We start from the raw sequence: 23,919 nt of genomic DNA, 5'->3' as shown, positions 1-23,919 counted from the left end.
TTATGCCACCCGGGGCCCATGCGCCCTGCCCTTTCCCTGCGAAAATGCGGCCATGTTCACAGGCATCATCACCGGCGTAGGCCGTATTTCCGACGTCCAGGCTCTGGGCGAATCCGCAACCCATGGTAAACGCCTCACCATCCAGGCGCCAGCTGGCTACCTGGACGATGTGGGCCTGGGTGACAGCATCGCGCTCAACGGCGCCTGCATGACCGTCACCACCTTCGACGCGGCCCAAGGCCAGTTCACCATCGACATCTCCGCCGAATCGCTGGACAAGACCGCCGGGCTGGACGCCCTGGGCCCTATCAACCTGGAAAAAGCGCTGCGCGCGCATGACCGCCTGGGCGGCCACCTAGTCTCTGGCCACGTGGATGGCATGGGCACCGTGAGCCACTTTGCCCAGGTGGGCGAGAGCTGGGAACTGCGGGTGCTGGCGCCCGTTGCGCTGGGCAAGTATTTGGCCTACAAGGGTTCCATCACCATCAATGGCGTGAGCCTGACGGTGAACCGCATTGGCGATGTGGCGGGCGGCTGCGAGGTCAGCATCAACCTGATCCCCCACACCGTGCAGAACACCGCGCTGCACACGCTGGCCGTGGGCAAAAAGGTGAACCTCGAGATTGACCTGATTGCGCGCTATGTGGAGCGCATGATGACCGCGCCTGCCGCCCAGGGCTGATCAGCGCCCCACGCCGGAGCGCCACTCCGGCAAACTCCAGCCGCGCAACAGCGCCAGCAGGCGCAAGACCGTGGCCATGCCGGCCGCCGCCAGCGTCGCCAGCCACAGTGGCCAGGTCAGCGCATAAGCCGCCACCATCACCCAGCCCCCGGCAAAGGAGCACACCGCATAGGGCTGGTGGTCGCGGAACGCACGCGGAATCTCGTTGCACACCACGTCGCGCATCACACCGCCAAACACGGCGGTCACCATGCCCATGAGCACCGCCACGATGGCAGGCATGCCCATCTCCAGCGCAATATGGGTGCCACCGGCAGTGAACAGGCCCAGCCCCAGCGCATCGGGCCACTGCATGGCGCGCTCGGTCGGCTCAAAGTGGCGGGCGCGCAGGAACAGCATGGCCGCAACACACAGGGCTAGCAGCGCCCACAGCCAGTTAGCATGCTCCACCCAGAAGAAAGGGCGCCGGTCCAGCAGCACATCGCGCAGCGTACCGCCGCCAAATGCGGTAAGCCCCGCCACCATGCAGACTCCCACGGCATCCAGCCGCTTGCGCGCTGCCTCCATGAGGCCGGACAAGGCAAAGGCCACCGTGGCGGCCGCCTCGATGGCGACATGGGTGTTGGAGAGCGTCAGCACCTCGGCCAGATGGGTCATCGCCATGCCCCGCCCTCCTCGCTTGACAGCGGTTTAGAAGCTCAGCGTCTTCACGCCGCTGGCGGTACCCAGCAGGCAGACCTGCGCGCGCTGGTAGGCAAACACGCCCACCGTCACCACGCCGGGCCACTGGCTCACCTCGGCTTCAAAGGCCAGCGGATCGGTGATCTGCAGGCCCGTCACGTCCACAATCCACTGGCCGTTGTCTGTCACCAGCGGCTTGCCGTCTTTCTGGCGCACCTTGCCCACGCCGCCCTTGGCGGCAAACTGGGCAATCACACGCTGCGTAGCCATGGGGATCACTTCTACCGGCAGCGGGAAGGCGCCCAGGGTCTTCACCAGCTTGGACTCATCCGCAATGCAGACGAACTTGGCGCTTTGCGCCGCCACGATCTTCTCGCGCGTCAGGGCCGCGCCGCCGCCCTTGACCATATTGCCGCCGCCGTCGATCTCGTCAGCGCCGTCGATGTAGACGGAGAGCTTGTCCACCTCGTTGCTGTCAAACACCGGGATACCCAGCGCATGCAGGCGCTCGGTGCTGGCCACGGAGCTGGAGACGGCGCCCTTGATCTGGTCCTTCATGGTGGCCAGCGCGTCGATGAACTTGTTGACCGTGGAGCCGGTGCCCACGCCCACAATCTCGCCGGGCACCACGTACTGCAGCGCAGCCTGGCCCACCAGGGTTTTGAGTTCGTCTTGGGTCAGTGCGGGTGTGCTCATAAGGGACAATCGAAGGAGTTGAAATCTGAAAGCAGGAATTATCCGATGTCTCTGGTGCCCTACGCCCTCGCCCGCAGCGTTTTGTTCAATCTGGACCCCGAAGTCGCCCACGACATCACCATGACCGGCCTGGCCGCCACCCAGGGCAACCCGCTCAAGCTGGCCTACTGCAACAGCCGCGTGGACGATCCTGTCACCCTGGCGGGACTGAAGTTTCCCAACCGCGTGGGCATGGCCGCCGGCCTGGACAAAAATGCCCGGTGCATCGACGGCCTGGGCGCCATGGGCTTTGGTTTTGTGGAGGTGGGCACCGTCACCCCGCTGGCCCAGCCCGGCAACCCCAAGCCGCGCATGTTCCGCCTGCCGGCCGCCAACGCACTCATCAACCGCCTGGGCTTCAACAACGGCGGGCTGGACGCCTTCATTGCCAACGTACAGCGCTCCGCCCTGCGTCAGAGCAAAAATCCGTCCCTGCTGCTGGGCCTGAACATCGGCAAGAACGCCGCCACGCCCATCGAAAAGGCCACCGACGACTACCTGATCTGCCTGGACGGCGTGTATCCGCATGCGGACTACATCACCGTCAACATCTCCAGCCCCAACACCAAGAACCTGCGCAGCCTGCAGAGCGACGAAGCGCTCGACGCGCTGCTGGGCGCGATTGCAGAACGCCGCGAGCAGCTGGCGCAAAAGCACGGCCAGCGCAAACCCATCTTCCTGAAAATCGCACCCGATCTGGAAGCTGACCAGGTCGCCGTCATCGCCGCCACGCTCAAGCGCTACGGCACCGACAGCACGGGCCAGATCAATAACGCCTGGGGCGTGATCGGCACCAACACCACGCTGTCACGCGAGGCCGTCAAAGGCCTGCCGCATGCGGAAGAAACCGGTGGCCTGTCGGGCGCTCCGGTGCTGGAAAAGAGCAATGCAGTGATCGCACAACTGCGCGCAGCGCTGGGCAAGGACTTCCCCATCATCGGCGTGGGCGGCATCATGAGCGCGGCCGATGCGGTGAACAAAATCAAGGCAGGGGCCGATGTGGTGCAGATCTACACCGGCCTCATCTACCAAGGCCCCGCGCTGGTAAAGGATGCGGCCCTGGCGATCAAGAACATGAAGAAATAAGACTCCAGCCCTCGTGAATAGTGCGCGGGCAGCTCCTTATTTCATAGCAATCAGGGCTCCACGGCGATGCCGATGGCCTTGACTCCGTCGGCCACCGGGCCCAGCAAGGTGGCCTTGCCGGTCTTCAGGTCCACGGAATAGAGACGCGCGCCGGGCTGGCCCTTGGTTGCCACGGTGGCAAAGGCGGCGCCGGTCACGTCGGCAATGTCCAGGTTGGCATCGGTGATGTCGGCAATGCCCAGCGCGCCCACGCTGAAGAGCAAGCCGGTGTTGAAGGACACCACGGGCTGCACGCCCTCCAGCGAACCCTGCGTCACCAGGTAGCCGCCGTTGCGATCGATGGCGTAGTTGGTGGTCAGCTTCTCGTCGGTCTTGTTGTAGGTGTAGCCGGCCGCCACCAGCTCAGGCTTGGTGCCCGCGCGCGCGTCGCCCGGGGCGTAAGCGGGCGCGGGGTCGGTCGCTGCCACCGCACCCGTATCCGGGTGCAGGCGGATGTTCTGGCCTGTGTTGCTCACTACGCGCACACGGTCCGCCACCGGGTTGAAGTCCACGCCAAACGCTTCGCCATGCAGTGCCACGCCGGGACCACTGCCCACCACGGTCAGCACGCCGGTCGGGGCGTCGAGCGTGTACAGGCGCCCTGCACTGCTCAGCGTATACAGCACACCCTTGGCAATGCGGTAGTCCATGCCCACCAGCGTTTCACCGGCTGGCAAGCCCACCACAGGCGTACGGCGCAACACCTTGCCGGGTTGGCTGGGGCTGACCGTCAGCAGCTCCATGTTCTGGGTCAGCACCTGCAAGGTTTCCTTGTGCACGGGAGACCGCGCTTCGGGTCCGGCTGCGCAGGCCGCCAACACCAGCAATGCGGAGGCACAAACGCCCATACGCAGGGCCACAGAATTCATCAGGCTCATCTCAGTTCTCCTTCACATTCAGTTCAGGATACACGCAACAACCGCACCACATGTTCGGCGACGGCCAGCGCACTGGTTAAGCCGGGCGATTCAATGCCAAACAGATTCACTAGACCCGGCACACCATGCACAGCCGGCCCCTGGATGCAAAAATCCTGGGCGGCCTCTCCCGGGCCGTGAATCTTGGGGCGTATGCCGGCATAGGCCGGCAACAGCGCGCCATCGGGCAGCGCGGGCCAGTACTTGCGCACCTCGGCGTAAAACGCATCGCCCCGTGCCGGGTCCACCTCCAGATCCTGCGGGTCGTCCACCCACTGCACATCGGGACCAAAGCGGGCCTGGCCGCCGAGGTCGATGGTCAAGTGCACCCCCAGACCGGCTACCTCGGGCACCGGATAGATCAGCCGCGAAAACGGGCTGCGGCCGGATAGCGTGAAGTAATTGCCCTTGGCATAGCGGGCCTGCGGCACATGCTGCGGGGCCAGGCCAGCAAAGCGGGCGGCTAGTGCCGGCGCCTGCAGACCGGCGGCGTTCACTACCGTTTTCGCACGCAGTCGGGTGCCATCTTCCGCTATCAAATCAATAGCTTCTTGCGCAATATTTGCGCGGTCCAGAGGCGAATTCAATGCCAAAACACCGCCAGCGTGCTCCAGGTCTCCCAGCAGTGCGAGCATGAAGGCATGGCTGTCCACGATGCCGGTGGATGGTGAATGCAGGGCCGCTACACATTGCAGCTGCGGTTCGGCAGCCAGGGCCTGCTCCCGGTCCAGCAGCACCAGATCCGTCACGCCATTGGCCGCTGCCTTGGCCTGGATGGCCTGCAACTGCGCAAGCTGGTCTTCGCGCGTGGCCACGATGAATTTGCCACAGCGCTGGTGCGGCACCGCGTGGCTGGCGCAGTAGTCGTACAGCAGCTCTTTGCCGCGCACACAGAGCTGCGCCTTCAGCGAACCTACGGGGTAGTAGATGCCGGCATGGATCACCTCGCTATTGCGCGCACTGGTCTGCGTCCCAAAGGCATCGCAGGCCTCCAGTACCAGGACCTCACGCCCGCTCTGCGCCAGCGCGCGGGCCACTGCCAGCCCCACCACCCCGGCCCCGATCACCACGCAATCGACCGATTCCACAACCGCGTTCATGCGCACACCCTTGTGGTACGTACGGGGCACGCAGACAAGGAGGAAAAACGGTTTGCGAAGGACGGACCAAGGATCATTGCGCTGCTTTCAGGAGGTTCCAAACCGGACATGGGCCGGTGTACCATCTTATCGACTCCACCACTGGGAAACACCGTCCGCATGCCTCCCGCGCCAATGACCAACCGCCGCCTTCTGCAGACCCGCTGGTTCCGTGTTCTTGCCGTCATTGCTGCACTCCTGCTGCTGGCCGTGCTGGTGTTCCTGGCAGGCCCGCGCAATGCGTTTGGCTCCAATGTGCCCACTGCCCGCGCACAAGCCCCGCAAGACATTACCCAGCTCGAAGGCTGGCTGCGCCAGTCAGAAGCCGCGGTAGCCGACATCAAGCCCCAGAACGAAAAGCACATCACCTGGGCCGGCACGCCCGGCCAGCGTACCCGCTGGGCCGTGGTCTACATCCACGGTTTCTCATCGAGCCGCCTGGAAACCGCACCACTGACCGATCTGGTGGCCAAAGCACTCGGGGCCAACGCCTTCCACACCCGGCTCACCGGCCACGGGCGCCCCGGCGCGGCGCTGGGCGATGCCACGGTGCAGGACTGGCTGGCCGACGCCCGGGAAGCCCTGCGTATCGGCCAGACCCTAGGCGACAAAGTTCTGGTCATCAGCTGCTCCACCGGCTCCACACTGGCCACCTGGCTGGGCGTAAACGGCCAGAGTGCGCAGGTCGCGGGCCACGTCTTTATCTCCCCCAACTTCGCCGCCAAAGACTCGCGCGCCGAAATCATCAACGGCCCCTGGGGCCGACAGATCGCCTACGCCATCCAAGGCGACACACGCAGCTTCCCTACCACCTCGGCCGCCGACCAGGGGGCCTGGACCACCAGCTACCCCACACGCGCCCTCTTCCCCGTCATGGCGCTTGTCAAAGGCGTGCGCGAGAGCGATCTGGGCGCTTTCCGCAGCCCGGTGCTGGTGCTCTACAGCGAGCAGGACCAGACCGTGGACCCCGACCAGACCAAGGCCGCCTTTGCCCGCCTGGGCGCTACCAACAAAACCCTGCGCGTGGTGGACTACAGCGAGGCCCGGGGCCAGCACGTACTGGCTGGCGATCTGCGCGCGCCCAAGGCCACCGCCCCCATGGCCGAGGCCATCATCCGCTGGGCCCAGGCCCTGCCCTCCCCCTGACCCGCCCACACCACCATGACGACCGAGAACGACGACGCCATCCAGCGCATCCCCCTCAAGACCCTGGGCCTACGCTCGGGCATGGCCCTGCAGACACGCCGTCTGGTGGAAGGCACCACCAAGAAGGAAGCGCAGTTCTTCGGCGCCATCGAAGGCAAGGGGGTGATGGTCGGCCCGCAAAGCGCCGATGCCACACAGACCGGCATGGAAGAAGGCGAAGTCTGTGTGGTGCGCGGCTTCACCGGGCAGTACGAGTTCTCCTTTTTGAGCAAGGTGCTGCAAACCTTCGAGAAGCCCTTTGCCTACGCCCTGCTGGCCTACCCTTCGCAGGTGGATGCCCGGCGGGTGCGGCAGTCCATGCGGACCAAGGTGTCCTGGCCCACCACAGCGCGACCCACAGCAGCTGCGGGGCTAGCCCCGCGCTTGGTGGATCTGGTAGACCTCAGCCCCGACGGCGCCATGGTCAGCACCGCGGAGGCCTTGGGAGGCATTGGTGAACTGGTGGAGTTGGCCATGGATGTGACGGTAGACAACGCGCCCATGCACTTGCAGCTCACCGGCAAAATCTGCCACCACAACCGCCCTGCGGGGCAAGCCCATTTCTTTGCAGGCCTGGCATTCCAGAACCCCAGTGCCAACGACAAGCTGGTACTCAACTACCTGACCCAGACAGCAGGCACCTGAAAGCCAGCGAAAATGGCGCAGAAATGAAAAAAGCCAGCTGCAGGAGCTGGCTTTTTTGACATTTGGTGGGCGATACATGGATCGAACATGTGACCCCTGCAGTGTGAATGCAGTGCTCTACCGCTGAGCTAATCGCCCTGATACTTGATCAAATCAGGTAAGACGCAGATTATATACCAATTTTTCAGGCCATCTGGCGCCAGAGCGTTCTTCCTCCGCTCGACTTGTCGAGTTGCATCAGCACCTCCTCATGCGCCGCCAGCTCTTGCGCATTGGCCTGCAAGGTGGGCAAGGCAATGCCGCGCAGATCCACGTCCACCAGCACAGGACCCGAAGTGTCGGCCGCCACACTCTCCATGATCAGCGCATCCTGTCCGCGCGTCATGTTGATATACACATCGGCCAGCAACTCGGCATCCAGCAAGGCGCCGTGCAGCGTACGGCCCGAATTGTCTACTTCGAGGCGGTCGCAGAGCGCATCCAGGCTGTTGCGCTTGCCCGGGAACATCTCCTTGGCCATGACCAGGGTGTCGAGCACACTGCCCACATAGCTCTTGAAATTCTTGCGACCGGTGCGCGCGAGCTCCATGTCCAGAAAGCCGATGTCGAAGGGCGCGTTGTGGATGATGATTTCCGCACCAGCCACATAGTCCACCAGCTGCTGTGCAATCTCTTCAAAGCGCGGCTTGTCGCTGAGGAACTGGGTGGTCAAGCCGTGCACACGCAGTGCGCCCTCGTCGCTATCGCGCCCGGGGTTCAGGTAGAAGTGCAGGTTGTTGCCCGTGAGCTTGCGGTTAACCATCTCCACACAACCGATTTCCACCATCCGGTCCGGATTGTCCGGATGGTTGGCGTAGAAGCCCGTGGTTTCGGTGTCGAGAATAATTTGGCGCATACCTGACCTCAGTGATTCTCTTTGGCGTGATTCAAAGAGTATTTGGGAATCTCAACCACCAAATCCTTCTGGGCCAGAAAAGCCTGGCAGCTCAGGCGCGACTGCGGCTGCAAGCCCCAGGCGCGGTCCAGCAGGTCTTCCTCGGTTTCCTCCAGCTCATTGAGCGAGGCAAAGCCTTCGCGCACCACCACATGGCAAGTGGTGCAGGCGCAGCTCATGTCGCAGGCGTGCTCGATCTTGATGCCGTTTTCCAGCAGGGCTTCGCAAATGGAGGTCCCGGCAGGCGCAGAGACTTCAGCCCCTTCAGGACAGTACTCGGCGTGCGGCAGGATTTTGATGATGGGCATGGTGTTGCTGCGCGGAATCAACGCAGGGTCAAAGGGTTTCGATATTCTTGCCGGCCAAGGCCTGGGCAATGCCGCGGTTCATGCGCAGGGCCGCAAAGGCTTCAGTGGCCTCGGCCAGCGCCTTGGACTGGGCTTCGACCACGGCTGCGTCGTCGCTGCTACGCGCTGCCTCCAGCGCCTGCATCGCAGCATCCACAGCAACGCGCTCTTCTGCACCGAGCAAATCACCGTCCACCGCAAGCGCGCTGCGTGTAGCCAGCAGCAGGCGATCCGCATCCACGCGGGCCTCGACCAGCGCGCGGGCGCGCATGTCGGCCTCGGCGGTGCTGAAGCTGTCCTTGAGCATCTGGGCAATCTGCTCGTCGCTGAGGCCGTAGGACGGCTTCACATCGATGCGCGCCTCCACCCCGCTCACCTGCTCCTTGGCCGATACATTGAGCAAGCCATCCGCGTCGACGGTGAAGGTCACGCGGATTCGCGCCGCGCCGGCCGCCATGGGCGGTATGCCGCGCAGCTCAAAGCGCGCAAGGCTGCGGCAGTCGGTCACGAGGTCACGCTCGCCCTGCACCACATGCAGGGCCAGGGCCGTCTGGCCATCCTTGTAGGTGGTGAAGTCCTGCGCCATGGCGGTCGGGATGGTCTGGTTGCGCGGAACAATGCGCTCCACCAGGCCACCCATGGTCTCAATACCCAGCGACAGCGGGATCACGTCCAACAGCAGTAGGTCTCCGCCGGGGTTGTTGCCGGCCAACTGGTTGGCCTGGATGGCGGCACCAAGTGCCACCACCTCATCGGGGTTCAGATTGGTCAGAGGTTCTTGGCCAAAAAACTCCCCGACCAGACGGCGCACCTGCGGCATGCGGGTAGAGCCGCCCACCATCACCACACCCTGGATGTCATCCTTCTGCAAGCCGGCATCGCGCAAGGCCTTGCGCACCGCCTGCAGCGTGCGTGCGCTCAGGGCCGCCGTCACCTGTTCGAACTGCTCGCGGTTCAGCGAGAGATCGACACCACCGCTGGAAAGGTCCAGCTCAGCCGTGGCAATGTCTTCCGAAGACAGGGCCTCCTTGCAACGGCGCGCCTCGGCTATCAGCAGGGCTTGGTCTTCGGGCGTCTGGGCCCGCAATCCGGCTTGCTGCAGCATCCAGTCAGCCAGGGCGCGGTCGTAGTCGTCACCGCCCAAGGCTGAATCACCGCCCGTGGCTAACACCTCGAACACGCCAGCCGATAGGCGCAGGATGGAAATATCAAAAGTACCGCCACCCAGGTCGTACACCGCGTATACGCCCTCTGCGGCGTGGTCCAAACCATAGGCAATCGCCGCTGCCGTGGGCTCGTTGATGAGGCGCAGCACGTTGAGGCCAGCCAAATGCGCGGCGTCCTTGGTTGCCTGGCGCTGGGCGTCGTCAAAGTAGGCCGGCACGGTGACCACCGCGCCATAGATATCGTCGTTGAAGGTGTCTTCGGCGCGGAAGCGCAAGGTTGCCAGAATCTCGGCACTCACCTCCACCGGGCTCTTCTCACCCGCGATGGTGCGCACCTTGACCATGCCGGGTGCATCCATCAGCGCATAGGGCAGTTTGTCGGCGTGGGCGATGTCCTTGATGCCCCGCCCCATGAGGCGCTTCACCGAAGCAATCGTGTTGCCAGGGTCGCTGGCTTGGTGCTCCAGTGCGGCAAAGCCAATCTCGCGGCGCTGCGCATCCAGATAGCGCACCACGCTGGGCAGAATCACTTGGCCTTGCGCATCGGGCAGGCACTCGGCCGTGCCATTGCGCACCGCAGCCACCAGCGAATGCGTGGTGCCCAGATCGATGCCCACGGCAATGCGCCGCTCATGCGGATTGGGCGACTGCCCGGGTTCAGAAATTTGTAGAAGCGCCATGAAACACTATGCCAATTGGTCCAAGCGTTGGTGCAGGTCTTGGGTGAATTTTTCGATAAACATCAGGGCCCGCACCGGCCCTACAGCCGCCGCCGCATCGTGCTGCTGATCCAACAACGACTCGCATTGTTGCAGTAATTGCCGGCGCGCGCCGTCCACTTCCTCCAGCAGGTCCTCCAGCGCGGGCAAGCCATCGGCATCATCCAGTGCCTCGCGCCACTCCATCTGCTGCATCAGAAAGGCCGCGGGCATGGCGGTGTTGCTGTGCGCGTTGACGGGCGCACCCGCCAGCTCGCACAAATAGGCAGCGCGCTTGAGCGGATCCTTGAGGCGCTGGTAGGCCTCGTTGATGCGCACCGACCACTGCATGGCCACGCGCTGCGCGGCTGCCCCCTGGGCGGCAAACTTGTCCGGGTGGGCTTCGCGCTGCAGCGCCTTCCAGCGGGCGTCGAGTTCGGCGCGTTGCTGGGCGAACTGCTTGGTCAGGCCAAAGAGTTCGAAATCATCCGCCTGCAGGTTCACACGCGGAAGGACTCACCGCAGCCACACTTGTCGCGCTCGTTGGGGTTGTTGAAACGAAAACCTTCGTTCAACCCTTCGCGCACAAAGTCCAGCTGCGTACCGTCGATGTAGGCCAGGCTCTTGGGATCGACCAACACCTTGACGCCATGGCCTTCAAACACAATGTCTTCAGGGGACAACTCGTCCACATACTCCAGTTGGTAGGCCAGGCCGGAGCAGCCCGTGGTTTTGACGCCCAGACGAACGCCGACACCCTTGCCGCGCTTGGTCAGGTAGCGGGTGACGTGCCGTGCTGCGGCTTCGGTCAGGGTGACGGACATATCAATTCAGGTGTTTTTTCTTGTAGTCATCCACGGCCGCCTTGATGGCGTCTTCGGCCAGGATGGAGCAGTGAATCTTCACGGGCGGCAGGGCCAGCTCTTCGGCGATCTGGCTGTTTTTCAGTGCTGCAGCTTCGTCCAACGTCTTGCCCTTGACCCATTCGGTCACCAGCGAGCTGGAAGCGATGGCGGAACCGCAGCCATAGGTCTTGAAACGTGCGTCCTCAATCACACCCGTCTGCGGGTTGACCTTGATCTGCAGCTTCATCACGTCACCGCAGGCGGGCGCGCCCACCATGCCGGTGCCAACGCTGTCGTCGCCTTTTTCAAAGCTGCCGACGTTGCGGGGGTTTTCGTAGTGATCAACGACTTTGTCTGAATATGCCATGTTGTTTACCTCTTATTTTGCTTAGTGTGCTGCCCACTGGATGGTGCTGATATCGATGCCTTCCTTGTACATGTCCCACAGCGGGCTCAGGTCGCGGAGCTTGGCCACGTTCTTCTTGATCGTGTCCACGGCGTAATCGATGTCTTCTTCAGTCGTCCAGCGACCAATCGTCATGCGCAGGCTGCTATGGGCCAGTTCATCGCTACGCCCCAGGGCACGCAGCACATAGCTGGGCTCCAGAGAGGCCGAGGTGCAAGCCGAGCCGGACGACACCGCCAAGCCCTTGATGCCCATGATCAGCGACTCGCCTTCCACATAGTTGAAGCTCATGTTCAGGTTGTGGGGCACACGCTTGGTTTCGTGGCCGTTGATGAAGACCTGCTCAATGCCTTGCAGGCCCGCCAGCATGCGGTCGTGCAGGGCCTTGATGCGCACGTTCTCCGTGTGCATTTCTTCCTTGGCGATGCGGTAGGCCTCGCCCATGCCCACGATCTGGTGCGTGGGCAGTGTGCCGCTACGCATGCCACGCTCGTGGCCGCCGCCGTGCATCTGCGCTTCCAGACGGATACGGGGCTTGCGGCGGACGAACAGCGCACCAATGCCCTTGGGACCATAGGTCTTATGGGACGTCAGGCTCATCAGGTCCACTGGCAGTTTGGCCAGATCGATGTCCACACGGCCGGTAGCCTGGGCGGCGTCCACATGGAAGATCACACCCTTTTCGCGGCAAATGGTGCCAATGGCAGCGATGTCCTGGATCACGCCGATCTCGTTGTTCACGAACATCACGCTGGCCAGAATGGTGTCGGGGCGGATGGCGGCCTTGAAGACCTCCAAGTCCACCAGGCCATCGGCTTGCACGTCCAGATAGGTGACTTCAAAGCCCTGGCGCTCCAGCTCGCGGCAGGTGTCCAGCACCGCCTTGTGCTCGGTCTTGACCGTGATCAGGTGCTTTCCCTTGGACTGGTAGAAATGCGCAGCGCCCTTCAAAGCCAGGTTGTTGGACTCGGTGGCACCCGAAGTCCAGACGATTTCGCGCGGATCGGCACCAATCAGGGCCGCAACCTGCTCGCGGGCCTTTTCAACGGCGGCCTCGGCTTCCCAGCCCCAGGCGTGACTACGCGAGGCGGGGTTGCCAAAGTGGTTGCGCAGCCAGGGAACCATGGCATCCACCACCCGCTCGTCGCAGGGGTTGGTGGCGCTGTAGTCCATGTAGATGGGGAAGTGGGGCGTGGTATCCATGGCAGGCTCGGTGCTGGCTAATAAATGAAACGAGAATCAGGACTTGGAGAAGGCGTTGCCCAAGGCGAACACCGAATTGGGCGCGTTCACTCGGATCGGCTTGACGACGGGCATGGCGGAGATGGCGCGCTTGATGGTGGGCTTGTCTTCCACCTGCAGGCCCTTGGCCAGTTGGTCATCCACCAGCTTTTGCAGCGTGACAGAGTCCAAAAATTCCACCATGCGGGTGTTCAGGGAAGCCCAGAGGTCGTGGGTCATGCAGCGCGTGCCCTCGCCCAAGCAGTTTTCCTTGCCGCCGCACTGGGTGGCATCGATAGGCTCATCCACGGACACGATAATTTCTGCAACGGTGATGTCGCTTGCCTTGCGGGCCAGGGTGTAGCCGCCGCCGGGACCGCGGGTGGATTCGACAAGCTCGTGACGACGCAGCTTGCCGAACAGTTGTTCCAAATAAGACAGGGAAATTTGCTGGCGTTGGCTGATAGCTGCCAGGGTCACGGGGCCGGAGCTCTGGCGCAGACCCAGATCGATCATCGCGGTGACCGCAAAACGGCCCTTGGTGGTAAGACGCATGGCAAGCTCCTTGAGTCAGGTTGGTTGACTAACGGACTCAAGTATACCAAGAAACCCCGAACTTCGCTCGGGTAATCACGGGAAAACCCGTACCCAAACTGGTGCGACCCTGTTCACCCCAGATTCACCACATTGTCCGACCCGGGTGCACCGAAGGCCTGCTCCTTCAGGATGTGCAATTGATCGCGCACGCGGGCTGCTTTTTCGAACTCCAGATTCCGTGCGTGCTCCATCATGAGCTTCTCCAAGCGCTTGATTTCACGGGAAATATCCTTCTCGCTCATGTCCTCGACCTGGGCACGCTGCTGTGCGTCGCGCTCCAGGCGCTCGGCCTCCTTGCCAGCCTTTTCGCTGTAGACGCCGTCGATCAGGTCACGCACCTTCTTGACGATGGCCTTGGGCGTAATGCCCCGCTCGACGTTGTGGGCAATCTGCTTTTTGCGGCGACGCTCGGTCTCTCCAATGGCGCGCTCCATGGAGTCGGTGATCTTGTCTGCATACAAGATGGCCTTGCCCTCCAGATTGCGCGCCGCCCGGCCTATGGTCTGGATCAGTGAGCGCTCGGAACGCAAAAAGCCCTCCTTGTCGGCGTCCAGAATGGCGACCAGCGAGACCTCGGGAATGTCCAGCCCCTCGCGCAGCAGGTTGATACCCACCAGCACGTCAAAGGTGCCCAGGCGCAGATCGCGCAGGATTTCCACACGCTCCACGGTGTCCACATCGCTGTGCAGATAACGCACCTTGACGCCGTTCTCGGTCAGGTACTCGGTGAGCTGCTCTGCCATCTTCTTGGTCAGCGTAGTGATCAGCACGCGCTCGTTCTTCTCCACCCGAATGCGGATTTCCTGAAGCACATCGTCCACCTGGCTGCCGGCCGGCCGCACCTCCACCTCGGGGTCCACCAGGCCGGTGGGCCGCACCAGCTGCTCCACCACCTGGCCCGCGTGCTGCTTTTCCCATTCGGCTGGCGTGGCCGACACAAAGATGACCTGGCGCATCTTGGTCTCGAATTCCTCAAACTTGAGCGGCCGGTTGTCCAGCGCACTGGGCAGGCGAAAGCCGTACTCCACCAGCGTGGTCTTGCGCGCCCGGTCGCCGTTGTACATGCCGCCAAACTGGCCGATGAGCACGTGCGACTCGTCCAGGAACATCACCGCGTCCTTGGGCAGGTAGTCAGTCAGTGTGGACGGTGGCTCGCCCGGAGCCGTGCCGGCCAGGTGGCGCGAGTAGTTCTCAATGCCCTTGCAGTGCCCCACCTCTGACAGCATTTCTAGGTCAAACCGCGTGCGCTGCTCCAGGCGCTGGGCTTCCACCAGCTTGCCCGCGCCCACCAGCTCTTTGAGCCGATCCGACAACTCGGTTTTGATGGTCTCCACGGCGGCCAGCACCTGGTCGCGCGGCGTCACATAGTGGCTGCTAGGGTAGACGGTGAAGCGCGGAATCTTCTGGCGAATGCGGCCGGTCAGCGGGTCAAACAGCTGAAGGCTCTCAATTTCGTCGTCAAATAGCTCCACGCGGATGGCCATTTCGGAGTTTTCCGCCGGGAAGATGTCGATGGTGTCGCCGCGCACCCGGAAGGCGCCACGGCTGAAGTCCATGTCATTGCGCTGGTACTGCATGCGCACCAGCTGGGCAATCATGTCGCGCTGGCCCAGCTTGTCGCCCGTGCGCAGCGTCATCACCATCTGGTGGTAGCTCTCGGGCTTGCCGATACCGTAGATGGCCGATACGGTGGCCACGATCACCACATCGCGCCGCTCCAGCAGGCTTTTGGTGCAGCTCAAGCGCATCTGCTCGATGTGCTCGTTGATGGCGCTGTCCTTCTCAATGAACAGGTCGCGCTGCGGCACATAGGCCTCGGGCTGGTAGTAGTCGTAATAGCTGACGAAATACTCCACGGCGTTCTTGGGGAAGAACTCGCGGAATTCGCTATAGAGCTGGGCTGCCAGCGTCTTGTTGGGCGCAAACACAATGGCCGGGCGCCCCAGGCGCGCGATCACATTGGCCATGGTGAAGGTCTTGCCCGAGCCCGTCACGCCCAGCAGGGTCTGGAACACCTCGCCATCGCTCACGCCCTCCACCAGTTGGTTAATCGCTTCGGGCTGGTCGCCCGCCGGGGGGTACGGCTGGAACAGCTCGTAGGGCGAGTCCGGGTAGTGCACAAACGTGCCTTCCCGTGGGACGGCGGCCTCGTCAACAGGGGCGGGAGCGGACTGGGGTGCGGGCATGGCAGCGGCAGAGAAAGGGGCAAAGGTGGAACTGTAGACTAGACCGGCAACGAACAGGAGCGCCCCATGCCAAACCCCTCTTTTCTGGGCATCGCCCTCCCCCTGATCCAGGCGCCCATGGCCGGCGTGCAGGGCCACGCGCTGGCCGCTGCCGTCTGCAATGCCGGCGGGCTGGGCTCCATCCCGGCTGCGATGCTGAGCCCGGACGCGTTGCGCGCCGAACTGACCCAGCTCACCGCGCTGACCGACAAGCCCTACAACGTCAACTTCTTCTGCCATACACCGCCCGCGCCCGATGCTGTGCGTGAGGCTGGCTGGCAAGAGGCCCTGGCGCCTTTTTATGCGGAGCTGGGCCTTTCACTCGCAGATATCCAACCCGGCGCCGGCCGTGCGCCCTTCAGCGCACAAGTCGCCGATGTGGTGGAGGCCTTCAAGCCCGCCGTCATGAGCTTTCACTTCGGCCTGCCGCCTGCGGACCTCCTGGCGCGTGTCAAAAGCTGGGGCAGCCTGGTACTGGCATCCGCCACCACCGTGGACGAAGCCCTTTGGTTGCAGGAGCACGGAGCCGACGCCATCATTGCGCAGGGCCTGGAGGCCGGTGGCCACCGTGGCATCTTTCTTGGAGACGACTTGAGCAACCAGGTCGGCACCATGGCGCTGCTGCCGCAAGTCGTTCAGGCGGTGAAGCTGCCGGTGATTGCCGCCGGCGGCATTGCCGATGCCGCAGGTGTGGCCGCAGCCATGGCGCTGGGAGCGTCTGCGGTGCAGATCGGCACCGCCTATATGTGCAGCCCCGAAGCGACCACCTCCGCCCTGCACCGTGCGGTCCTGCAAAGCCCGGCCGCGCGACACACTGCGCTCACCACCCTGTTTACCGGCCGCCCAGCGCGCGGCATCATGAACCGCTTGATGCGCGAGCTGGGGCCACTGAACGCTGCCGCCCCGGCATTCCCGCTGGCCACTGCGGCCATCGGCCCGCTGCGTGCCAAGGCAGAAAGCCTGGGCAGCAGCGACTTCTCCCCTTTGTGGAGCGGCCAGAATGCCTCGCAGTGCCGCAATGCACCGGCGGCCGACATCACGCGTGCACTGGCAAAGGGCTTTGCGCGTTAAATGAGGGCCTAAAACTGCACCAGTGCAGTGCCCGGTAAAATAGGGATAACCCGTACCGCTGACGGTGGCTGCGGGCCATCCCCGACATTCCATTCACAGGACTTTTCCATGTCTCTTTTCTCTGCAGTCGAAATGGCACCCCGTGACCCTATCCTGGGTCTGAACGAACAATTCAACGCTGACACCAACCCCAACAAAGTGAACCTGGGCGTGGGCGTGTACTTCGACGACAACGGCAAGCTGCCCCTGCTGCAGTGCGTGCAGGCCGCAGAAAAGACCATGATGGACAAGCCCACCGCCCGTGGCTACCTGCCCATCGACGGCATCGTGGCCTACGACAACGCGGTCAAGAGCCTGGTGTTTGGAGCTGACAGTGAACCCCTGACCTCCGGCCGCGTGGCCACGGTGCAGGCCATTGGCGGCACTGGCGGCCTGAAGATTGGTGCAGACTTCCTGAAGAAAGTCAGCCCCAACGCCAAGGTCCTGATCTCCGACCCCAGCTGGGAAAACCACCGCGCCCTGTTCACCAACGCTGGCTTCGAAGTTGACACTTATGCGTACTACGATGCAGCCAAGCGCGGCGTGAACTTTGAAGGCTTCCTGGCCAGCCTGAACGCTGCAGCTGCCGGCACCATCGTCGTGCTGCACGCCTGCTGCCACAACCCCACCGGCTACGACATCAGCGCCGAGCAGTGGGACCAGGTGATTGCCGTGGTGAAGGCCAAGAACCTGACGCCTTTCCTGGATATGGCCTACCAGGGCTTTGGCTACGGCATTGCCGAAGATGGTGCGGTCATCAACAAGTTCGTCGCCGCTGGCCTGAACTTCTTTGTCTCCACTTCCTTCTCCAAGAGCTTCAGCCTGTACGGCGAGCGCGTGGGCGGCCTGTCCGTGCTGTGCAAGGACAAGGAAGAAGCCGGCCGCGTGCTGTCGCAACTGAAGATCGTGATCCGCACCAACTACTCCAACCCGCCGACACACGGCGGCGCTGTGGTGGCAGCTGTTCTGAACAATCCCGAGCTGCGTGATTTGTGGGAAAAGGAACTGGGCGAAATGCGCGTGCGCATCAAGGCCATGCGCCAGAAGCTGGTGGACGGCCTGAAGGCTGCCGGCGTGAAGCAGGACATGTCCTTCATCACCACCCAGATCGGCATGTTCAGCTACTCCGGCCTGTCCAGAGATCAGATGGTTCGCCTGCGCTCCGAGTTTGGCGTGTACGGCACCGACACCGGCCGCATGTGCGTGGCGGCGCTTAACAGCAAGAACATCGACTACGTCTGCCAGGCGATTGCCAAGGTCATCTGATCTGAACGAAATACGCTGCCAACCCGCATAGAACATGCGCAAGCAGCTATTCAATGCATAGCACTCCGCACGCCAGCCGCCTGCGCACCCTCTGCCTGGGACTGGCATGGTGCGTGGTCAGCGCGCAGGCCTGGGCCGGTGGACACCACGCCCAGGCAAGCTACCGCGCGCTGGAGGGCTTGACCGAACTCAGCCAGGCCCAGAAGGCCGTGGTGGAGTCGCTCGATTCCTTTTTGCGGGCCCAGGAGAAAACCCTGGAAGCCCTGCTGGCCAGCCAAGAGGCCTGGGCCATGGCCACCGTCGAGGCCTACCCGGCCTTGCCTGAGTCCCTGGCCTTTGTGGCCAACCCGCAGCGCAGCGACGAAGTACGTCGCCAGGCCTTTCTGGGGGCCTTGCGCATTGCCCCCAACAGCAAATTCGCCCTCTTCCTGGAGCCGGACGCCAAGTCTGCCGACGCCTCAGCGGGCAGCGCGACTCTGGGCCTGGGTGATGTGAGCAGCCTGACGGCGCCCACCAGCGTGGCCCAGAGCGACAAGCGCTTCATCCCCCTCAAGCCCGGCGAGCTGGTCAGCCCGCTGGCAGTGCTGGCCACGGCCACGGACGAACCGGACTACGGGCTGGACGCCTTCCTTTGGGAAGACAGCCCCGGCTTCTGGGGCAAGAGTCTGGGCTTGGGACCACAACCCTTTGGCAGCACCAACTCCGCAGCCGCCTCGCAGCTGCCCTTTGGCATGGGCTTCTTTTTTGAAGACCGCATGCTCTACAGCGTGGCGCCTTGGGCGAAACGCTCGCTGGTGCAGGTGCGCTATTACCAGTACGCCAGTCTGGCCTCGCTGGCGCTGCGCACCGGGCATGACTACTGGGGTTGGCGCTTTGCCGGCCTCGCCCTGCACTATCTGCAGAGCCTCACCCAGCCCTACCACGCCCGGCTGGCACCTGGCGAATCCAACACCAGGCTGGTGGTCTACAACGCGCTCAACCGCATGGGCATGTCCGGCCCGCGCAATGCGCGCATCCGCGCCATCACCAACCAGCGCGTGGTGCTGGACGCGCTGCTGGCGCTACCACTGTCCAAGAGTGCCAAGGCCCTGCAAACGCAGGACATGGACAGCAGCTACCCCGAATGGAACGACCGTTACCTGCGCAATGTGGTGGCGGCCCAGACCGCAGCCTTGGCTGACAACGCCCAACGCACCCTGCTGGAAACCCTGCCCGCTGATTGGGTGGCAGACCCGACAATCGACCTGCAATCGCAGGATGCGGCCCTGCGCCAGTTGCCAGAGCTGCTGGCCCAGGACCCGACCCGGCGCGCCCGGCTGCACGCGCTGGCGGCCGAACTCATGGCCAACTTCGGCGCACACAGCCGCAATGCCCTGCGCTCCATTGTCAAATCCGGCAACCGCAACTAAATCGATTGCTGATATATTGCACCGCAACATTTCCCCTTGAGGTCCCGTCATGCTGTACCAGTTGTATGAAACCCAACGCTCCTTGATGGAGCCGTTTTCCGATCTGGCACTGGCTGCTGCCAAGCTCTACAGCAACCCCCTGTCGGTGGTCGGCCAAAACCCGTTTGCCCAGCGCATTTCCGCCAGCTACGACCTGATGCACCGCCTGGGCAAGGACTACGAAAAGCCCGAATTCGGCCTGCGCACAGTGGATGTGGACGGCGTGGACATCGCCATCCACGAGCGCGTGGAGATCAGCAAACCCTTCTGCGAGCTGCGCCGCTTCAAGCGCTTTACCGACGACCCCGCCACCCTGGCCAAGATCAAGGGCCAGCCTGTGGTGCTGATCGTGGCGCCGCTCTCGGGCCACTACGCCACGCTGCTGCGCGACACCGTCAAGACCATGCTCAAGGACCACAAGGTCTACATCACCGACTGGAAAAACGCGCGTCTGGTGCCGCTGGAAGACGGTGAGTTCCACCTGGACGACTACGTGAACTACGTGCAGGAGTTCATCCGCCATGTGCAAGGCAAGTACGGCAACTGCCACGTGATGAGCGTGTGCCAGCCCACCGTGCCGGTGCTGGCCGCCGTGTCGCTGATGGCCAGCCGTGGCGAAACCACGCCGCTAACCATGACCATGATGGGCGGCCCCATCGACGCGCGCAAGTCGCCCACGGCGGTGAACAACCTGGCCATGAACAAGAGTTATAGCTGGTTCGAGAACAACGTGATTTACCGCGTGCCCAGCAACTTCCCCGGCGCAGGCCGCCGCGTCTACCCCGGCTTCCTGCAGCACACCGGCTTCGTCGCCATGAACCCGGACCACCACGCCAAGAGCCACTACGACTACTTCGAGCACCTCATCAAGGGCGACGACACCAGCGCCGAGGCGCACCGCAAGTTCTACGACGAGTACAACGCCGTGCTGGACATGGACGCAGACTACTACCTGGAAACCATCAAGGTGGTGTTCCAGGACTTTGCGCTGGTCAACGGTACCTGGGATGTGCGCAACCCGGGCGGCAAGCTGGAGCGCGTGAAGCCCGCGGACATCAAGACCACGGCCCTGATGTCGGTGGAAGGCGAACTCGACGACATCTCCGGCGCCGGCCAGACCGAGGCGGTGCATGACATCTGCAGCGGCGTGCCCAAGAGCCAGCAGCGCCACTACGAGGCCAAGGGTGCCGGCCACTACGGCATCTTCTCCGGCCGCCGCTGGCGCGATCTGGTCTACCCCCAGGTCAAGGCCTTCATCAAGGCACACAACCAGCTCCCCGCAGCTACCCCGGTCGCCGCCAAAGTGGCCCGCAAGGCCGCTCCAGCAAAGAAAGTGGCTGCAGCCCCCGTAAAATCTGCGCAAGCAGCTACCAAAAAGGTAGCAACCAAGCGCACGACACGGAAGTGACCAGCGCCACCACGGCTGCGCCCGCGCTGGCGCAACGCCTGCTGGACGCGCTGCCTCAGACCCAGTGCACCCGCTGTGGCTACCCCGACTGCGCCGCCTATGCCCAAGCCATGGTGGCGGGCGAAGCCGGCATCAACCAGTGTCCGCCCGGCGGTGCCGAGGGCATTGCGCGCTTAGCAGCGCTCACCGGACAGCCGATGCAGCCGTTGGACCCGGCCTTTGGTACCGAAGGGCCGCGCAGCGTGGTCTGGATCGACGAGAACTGGTGCATAGGCTGCACCCTGTGTCTGGACGCCTGCCCGACCGACGCCATCATGGGCAGCAACAAGCGCATGCACACGGTGCTGGAAGAGCACTGCACCGGCTGCGAGCTCTGCATCCCAGTCTGCCCGGTGGACTGCATCCTGACCGAGAACGCCAGCGAGCAGCGCACGGGCTGGAATGCCTGGTCGCCTGCCCAGGCGGACCAAGCGCGACAGCGCTACGCCAAGCGCCAGGTGCGCGTTGCGCGAGAGGCCGGGGAACACGCCCAGCGCCTGCAGGCCAAGGCCGAGATGAAGCTAGCCGACCTGCCCGCCCACTCCCAACACACTGACCCGGCCGTGCTGGACCAGAAGCGCGCGGTCATTGAGGCAGCGCTGGCGCGCGCGCGGGCGCGTGCCCAGCCCAAAAGCTGAAGACGACTAGGCCGCCAGGTTCTTGTAGACACCGCAGCCGACAAACACGTCGTCGACCTGCACCACATAGGACATCTTGGTCTGCACCTTGCCCGTGGTCGGGTTGGTGATGTCGTACTGCACCCAGCCCGGTGCCACCGAGGCCTGCCCCACAATGGAGGCAATCAGCGCGTTGCCGTCAATACCGGCCACGTCCTGCACGCGCGTGCCCACCTTGGCCGGGTTGCCGCCAAAGCCAAGGTACTGGCCGCTGCGGTCCAGCACAAACACATACATGTCGCGGTCGAACAGGCCGCTTTCCTTGGGGGTGACCGCGCGCACAAAGGCATCGCGGCTACCCGCACCGCGACGCAACTGCAAGGCGCGCTCCACCAGCGCACGGGCCTCATCAGCTGAGCCCTGCTGCAGCTGGAACACGGAGACCGCATCGGCCAGCACGCTGGCGCGCTCCTGCAGCGCCGTGGCCTGGCTGACGGCCTGTTCCACCATGGCGGCGTTTTGCTGAGTGATCTCGTCGAGCTGGCGGATGGCGGTGGTGATTTCGGACAGGCTGTTGCTCTGCTCGGCACTGGAGGTGGAAATGTGCGACATATTGGCCGCCACGCTGCGCACGCCGTCCACGATGCGGGTGATGTTCTCGCCGGCTGCCCGAATCTGCGACACCCCGCTGGCCACTTGGGCGCTGGAGGTGCTGATGAGCTCGCGGATTTCCTTGGCGGATGCGGCCGAGCGCTGCGCCAGGGAACGCACTTCGGCGGCCACCACCGCAAAACCGCGGCCCGACTCCCCGGCACGCGCCGCTTCCACCGCCGCGTTGAGCGCGAGGATATTGGTCTGGAAGGCCAGCCCGTCGATCACGCCCACGATTTCGTCCATGCGCTTGGTGCTGGCCTCGATGGCCTCCACCGAGGCAATCGCCTCAGCCATGCCGCGTGCGCCCTGCTCGGCCACCTCGCGCACGGCCTGCGCGGCCTGGTCGGACTGCTGGGCCGTGCTGGCGTTGTCCTGCACCGTGGACGACAACTCCTGCACGCTGGCCGAAGTCTGCTCCAGATTGGCGGCCTGCTGCTCGGTACGACTGGAGAGGGCCTCATTGCCCGTCACCAGCACCTCACCCGAGTTGGCCACCAACGCCGAATTGCTGCGCACGCTGGCCACCATGATGGAAATATTGTTGACCATGGTCTCCATGGACTGCGAGATCGCGGAGAGCTCATCCTTGCCCCGAATCTGCACCTTGTGCCGCAGGTTGCCACCCGCGGTTTCCTCCATGAATCGCAATACCTCGCGCAGGTCGTGCAGAAAGCTGATGTTGAAGGACAGCATGAAATACAGCAGCGCCAGTACAGTCAGCGCGCTCAGGCCCATCGTCAACCACAGCATGCTCAGGCTGCGCTCCAGGCGCTGTTGCAGCAGGTCGCGTACACCATCCACCGCGGAGTGCTGGTAGGCCGCAATCGCATCGATGGACAGGGTTCCAGCTTCAAAGTAGCCTTGCGAATCCCCCGGAGCGGCCCCCGCCGCAAAACGTTCCCGCGCCAGCTTGGCAAATGCCGCGCTGGCGTCAAAGGCCTTTTGCGCCAGTGGGTCCTTCAGCTCCGTGGCCAGCATGAGGCCGTGCGCGTACTGCACATCACGCGCCCAAGCCTCCAACGTATCGAGCTGGGCCCGGATGCGTACAGAAGCCGTTTCATCCAGTGTCGGCTGGCTCAGCAGACCAGCGCCCTGCCCACGCAGGCGCCCCACCTGCTCAGTCCAAGGAATCAGGCGGGAGACCGCCATGTCCATGAGGGAGTACGTCAGGGGATCAGGGTCGAACAACAGGCTGGATTCATTGGCCACGCCATACACAAAGCGGGCCAAATCATTCACCAATGCGGTGTGCAGAGCGAAGCTGGCCGGCGCGTCCTTTCCCTCCAGTGCTGGCAACAATGCATCCACGCGTTCACGCAGTGGCTTCCACTCGCGCTGGCTCACCGGCCCACCCTGGTCACTAACTTGGGCGTCCAACTTGTCACGAATGGTCTTGATCGCGGCACGGGTTTTCTCGCGGGCGGCCTCCGCTCCGGTGTTGCCAGAGAGCACCATATTGGTCTGGCCGCGATGGGTCTGCAACTGGCGGACAAGGCTGCTGGCGTCTTCCACCATGGCGATGCCCTGGAGTTCATCACGCGCCACTGCAATGTCCGTACGCTCCCGGTTGATCAGTTCCGCCACGATGAACACCAGGGGAACCAGCACGACCGCAGTGACCAAACCCAGCTTCACACCAAAGCGCATGCGTCGCATGAGCCAGATGCCCGCGGAAAAAAACTTGCCCAGCTTCATTCAGGTCTCCTCATAGGCGCCTCTTGCACAAGCCGGCCCGCATCGTGTGTGCTGGGTCCGGCAAGGCAGCGCGAAACTGCGATTCCACCACCGTAAGCTGACTGTAACCCTACCGTTTTGGCCTCAAACACCAA

23 protein-coding genes and 1 tRNA gene are annotated in these 23,919 nt (G+C 63.5%); 9 read left to right on the top strand and 15 right to left on the bottom strand.

Annotated elements, in window-relative coordinates; translation table 11 throughout:
• Positions 1 to 52 precede the first annotated feature (52 nt).
• The gene (locus tag AC1RNN_RS03925; protein ID WP_493085812.1) at positions 53 to 682 is read left to right on the top strand and encodes a riboflavin synthase; all 630 of its coding nucleotides are present in this window, start codon (positions 53 to 55) and stop codon (positions 680 to 682) included.
• Here the strand turns inward: AC1RNN_RS03925 and AC1RNN_RS03920 are convergent, their stop codons facing one another.
• The gene (locus tag AC1RNN_RS03920) at positions 683 to 1,339 is read right to left on the bottom strand and encodes a trimeric intracellular cation channel family protein (protein WP_493087057.1); all 657 of its coding nucleotides are present in this window, start codon (positions 1,337 to 1,339) and stop codon (positions 683 to 685) included.
• A 33-nt stretch (positions 1,340 to 1,372) separates the two neighbouring features.
• Positions 1,373 to 2,059: a ribose-5-phosphate isomerase RpiA gene (gene rpiA, locus AC1RNN_RS03915; protein WP_493085813.1), complete on the bottom strand. Its 687-nt coding sequence runs from the start codon at positions 2,057 to 2,059 to the stop codon at positions 1,373 to 1,375.
• A gap of 45 nt (positions 2,060 to 2,104) precedes the next feature.
• Between rpiA and AC1RNN_RS03910 the strand changes: the two genes are divergently transcribed.
• Entirely contained in the window at positions 2,105 to 3,184 is a 1,080-nt protein-coding gene (locus AC1RNN_RS03910) for a quinone-dependent dihydroorotate dehydrogenase (protein WP_493085815.1), read from the top strand.
• 50 nt (positions 3,185 to 3,234) lie between these two features.
• Here the strand turns inward: AC1RNN_RS03910 and AC1RNN_RS03905 are convergent, their stop codons facing one another.
• Positions 3,235 to 4,101, bottom strand: coding sequence for a DUF4394 domain-containing protein (locus AC1RNN_RS03905; protein WP_493085817.1), 867 nt, complete (start codon positions 4,099 to 4,101; stop codon positions 3,235 to 3,237).
• A 23-nt stretch (positions 4,102 to 4,124) separates the two neighbouring features.
• Entirely contained in the window at positions 4,125 to 5,240 is a 1,116-nt protein-coding gene (locus tag AC1RNN_RS03900; RefSeq protein WP_493085819.1) for an NAD(P)/FAD-dependent oxidoreductase, read from the bottom strand.
• 174 nt (positions 5,241 to 5,414) lie between these two features.
• Between AC1RNN_RS03900 and AC1RNN_RS03895 the strand changes: the two genes are divergently transcribed.
• Both AC1RNN_RS03895 and AC1RNN_RS03890 read left to right on the top strand, forming a co-directional pair.
• Positions 5,415 to 6,425, top strand: a complete 1,011-nt coding sequence (locus AC1RNN_RS03895; RefSeq protein WP_493085821.1) for an alpha/beta hydrolase — start codon at positions 5,415 to 5,417, stop codon at positions 6,423 to 6,425.
• Positions 6,426 to 6,440: 15 nt separating this feature from the next.
• Positions 6,441 to 7,109, top strand: a complete 669-nt coding sequence (locus AC1RNN_RS03890) for a PilZ domain-containing protein (RefSeq protein ID WP_493085823.1) — start codon at positions 6,441 to 6,443, stop codon at positions 7,107 to 7,109.
• A gap of 63 nt (positions 7,110 to 7,172) precedes the next feature.
• On the opposite strand, the gene AC1RNN_RS03885 is transcribed toward AC1RNN_RS03890, so the two are convergent.
• From AC1RNN_RS03885 to uvrB, 10 genes are all read right to left on the bottom strand, one after another.
• Positions 7,173 to 7,247 (bottom strand) — tRNA-Val (locus AC1RNN_RS03885).
• 46 nt (positions 7,248 to 7,293) lie between these two features.
• A complete protein-coding gene (dnaQ, locus tag AC1RNN_RS03880; RefSeq protein ID WP_493085825.1) occupies positions 7,294 to 8,004 on the bottom strand; it encodes a DNA polymerase III subunit epsilon in 711 nt (236 codons plus the stop codon).
• A gap of 8 nt (positions 8,005 to 8,012) precedes the next feature.
• On the bottom strand, positions 8,013 to 8,351 hold the full coding sequence (gene fdx, locus AC1RNN_RS03875; RefSeq protein ID WP_493085827.1) for an ISC system 2Fe-2S type ferredoxin: 339 nt from the start codon (positions 8,349 to 8,351) through the stop codon (positions 8,013 to 8,015).
• A 28-nt stretch (positions 8,352 to 8,379) separates the two neighbouring features.
• Positions 8,380 to 10,236: a Fe-S protein assembly chaperone HscA gene (gene hscA, locus AC1RNN_RS03870; protein ID WP_493085829.1), complete on the bottom strand. Its 1,857-nt coding sequence runs from the start codon at positions 10,234 to 10,236 to the stop codon at positions 8,380 to 8,382.
• 6 nt (positions 10,237 to 10,242) lie between these two features.
• A complete protein-coding gene (gene hscB / locus AC1RNN_RS03865; protein WP_493085831.1) occupies positions 10,243 to 10,758 on the bottom strand; it encodes a Fe-S protein assembly co-chaperone HscB in 516 nt (171 codons plus the stop codon).
• Positions 10,755 to 11,078, bottom strand: coding sequence for an iron-sulfur cluster assembly protein IscA (iscA, locus tag AC1RNN_RS03860; RefSeq protein WP_094478759.1), 324 nt, complete (start codon positions 11,076 to 11,078; stop codon positions 10,755 to 10,757). Before iscA ends, hscB begins: the two co-directional genes overlap by 4 nt.
• A 1-nt stretch (position 11,079) precedes the next feature.
• Complete coding sequence (gene iscU / locus AC1RNN_RS03855) at positions 11,080 to 11,466, bottom strand: Fe-S cluster assembly scaffold IscU (RefSeq protein ID WP_094478757.1); 387 nt, start codon at positions 11,464 to 11,466, stop codon at positions 11,080 to 11,082.
• A 21-nt stretch (positions 11,467 to 11,487) separates the two neighbouring features.
• Positions 11,488 to 12,708 (bottom strand): IscS subfamily cysteine desulfurase, encoded by a 1,221-nt coding sequence (locus AC1RNN_RS03850; RefSeq protein ID WP_493085834.1) that lies wholly within the window; start codon positions 12,706 to 12,708, stop codon positions 11,488 to 11,490.
• Positions 12,709 to 12,744: 36 nt separating this feature from the next.
• Positions 12,745 to 13,281 (bottom strand): Fe-S cluster assembly transcriptional regulator IscR, encoded by a 537-nt coding sequence (iscR, locus tag AC1RNN_RS03845; RefSeq protein WP_493085836.1) that lies wholly within the window; start codon positions 13,279 to 13,281, stop codon positions 12,745 to 12,747.
• Positions 13,282 to 13,394: 113 nt separating this feature from the next.
• A complete protein-coding gene (gene uvrB, locus AC1RNN_RS03840) occupies positions 13,395 to 15,509 on the bottom strand; it encodes an excinuclease ABC subunit UvrB (protein WP_493085837.1) in 2,115 nt (704 codons plus the stop codon).
• Positions 15,510 to 15,575: 66 nt separating this feature from the next.
• Here uvrB and AC1RNN_RS03835 point away from each other — a divergent pair, with 66 nt between their 5' ends.
• The 5 genes from AC1RNN_RS03835 (at position 15,576) to rsxB (ending at position 21,457) form a co-directional block, all read left to right on the top strand.
• Positions 15,576 to 16,619 carry an NAD(P)H-dependent flavin oxidoreductase gene (locus AC1RNN_RS03835; protein ID WP_493085839.1) on the top strand — a complete coding sequence of 348 codons (1,044 nt, stop codon included), beginning with the start codon at positions 15,576 to 15,578 and terminating at the stop codon, positions 16,617 to 16,619.
• Positions 16,620 to 16,727: 108 nt separating this feature from the next.
• Positions 16,728 to 17,924: an amino acid aminotransferase gene (locus AC1RNN_RS03830; protein ID WP_493085841.1), complete on the top strand. Its 1,197-nt coding sequence runs from the start codon at positions 16,728 to 16,730 to the stop codon at positions 17,922 to 17,924.
• 53 nt (positions 17,925 to 17,977) lie between these two features.
• Positions 17,978 to 19,333, top strand: a complete 1,356-nt coding sequence (locus AC1RNN_RS03825; protein ID WP_493085843.1) for a hypothetical protein — start codon at positions 17,978 to 17,980, stop codon at positions 19,331 to 19,333.
• A 49-nt stretch (positions 19,334 to 19,382) separates the two neighbouring features.
• Positions 19,383 to 20,780, top strand: a complete 1,398-nt coding sequence (locus tag AC1RNN_RS03820) for a polyhydroxyalkanoate depolymerase (RefSeq protein ID WP_493085845.1) — start codon at positions 19,383 to 19,385, stop codon at positions 20,778 to 20,780.
• Complete coding sequence (gene rsxB, locus AC1RNN_RS03815) at positions 20,777 to 21,457, top strand: electron transport complex subunit RsxB (protein ID WP_493085847.1); 681 nt, start codon at positions 20,777 to 20,779, stop codon at positions 21,455 to 21,457. The genes AC1RNN_RS03820 and rsxB overlap by 4 nt, the downstream gene beginning before the upstream one ends.
• Positions 21,458 to 21,463: 6 nt before the next feature.
• Here the strand turns inward: rsxB and AC1RNN_RS03810 are convergent, their stop codons facing one another.
• Positions 21,464 to 23,785 carry a methyl-accepting chemotaxis protein gene (locus tag AC1RNN_RS03810; protein WP_493085849.1) on the bottom strand — a complete coding sequence of 774 codons (2,322 nt, stop codon included), beginning with the start codon at positions 23,783 to 23,785 and terminating at the stop codon, positions 21,464 to 21,466.
• Positions 23,786 to 23,919: the final 134 nt, after the last annotated feature.

Source organism: Rhodoferax sp. GW822-FHT02D07, from assembly GCF_058802405.1.
Note: the sequence above shows the minus strand (reverse complement) of the source record. Positions and strands in the feature narration are given on the sequence as shown.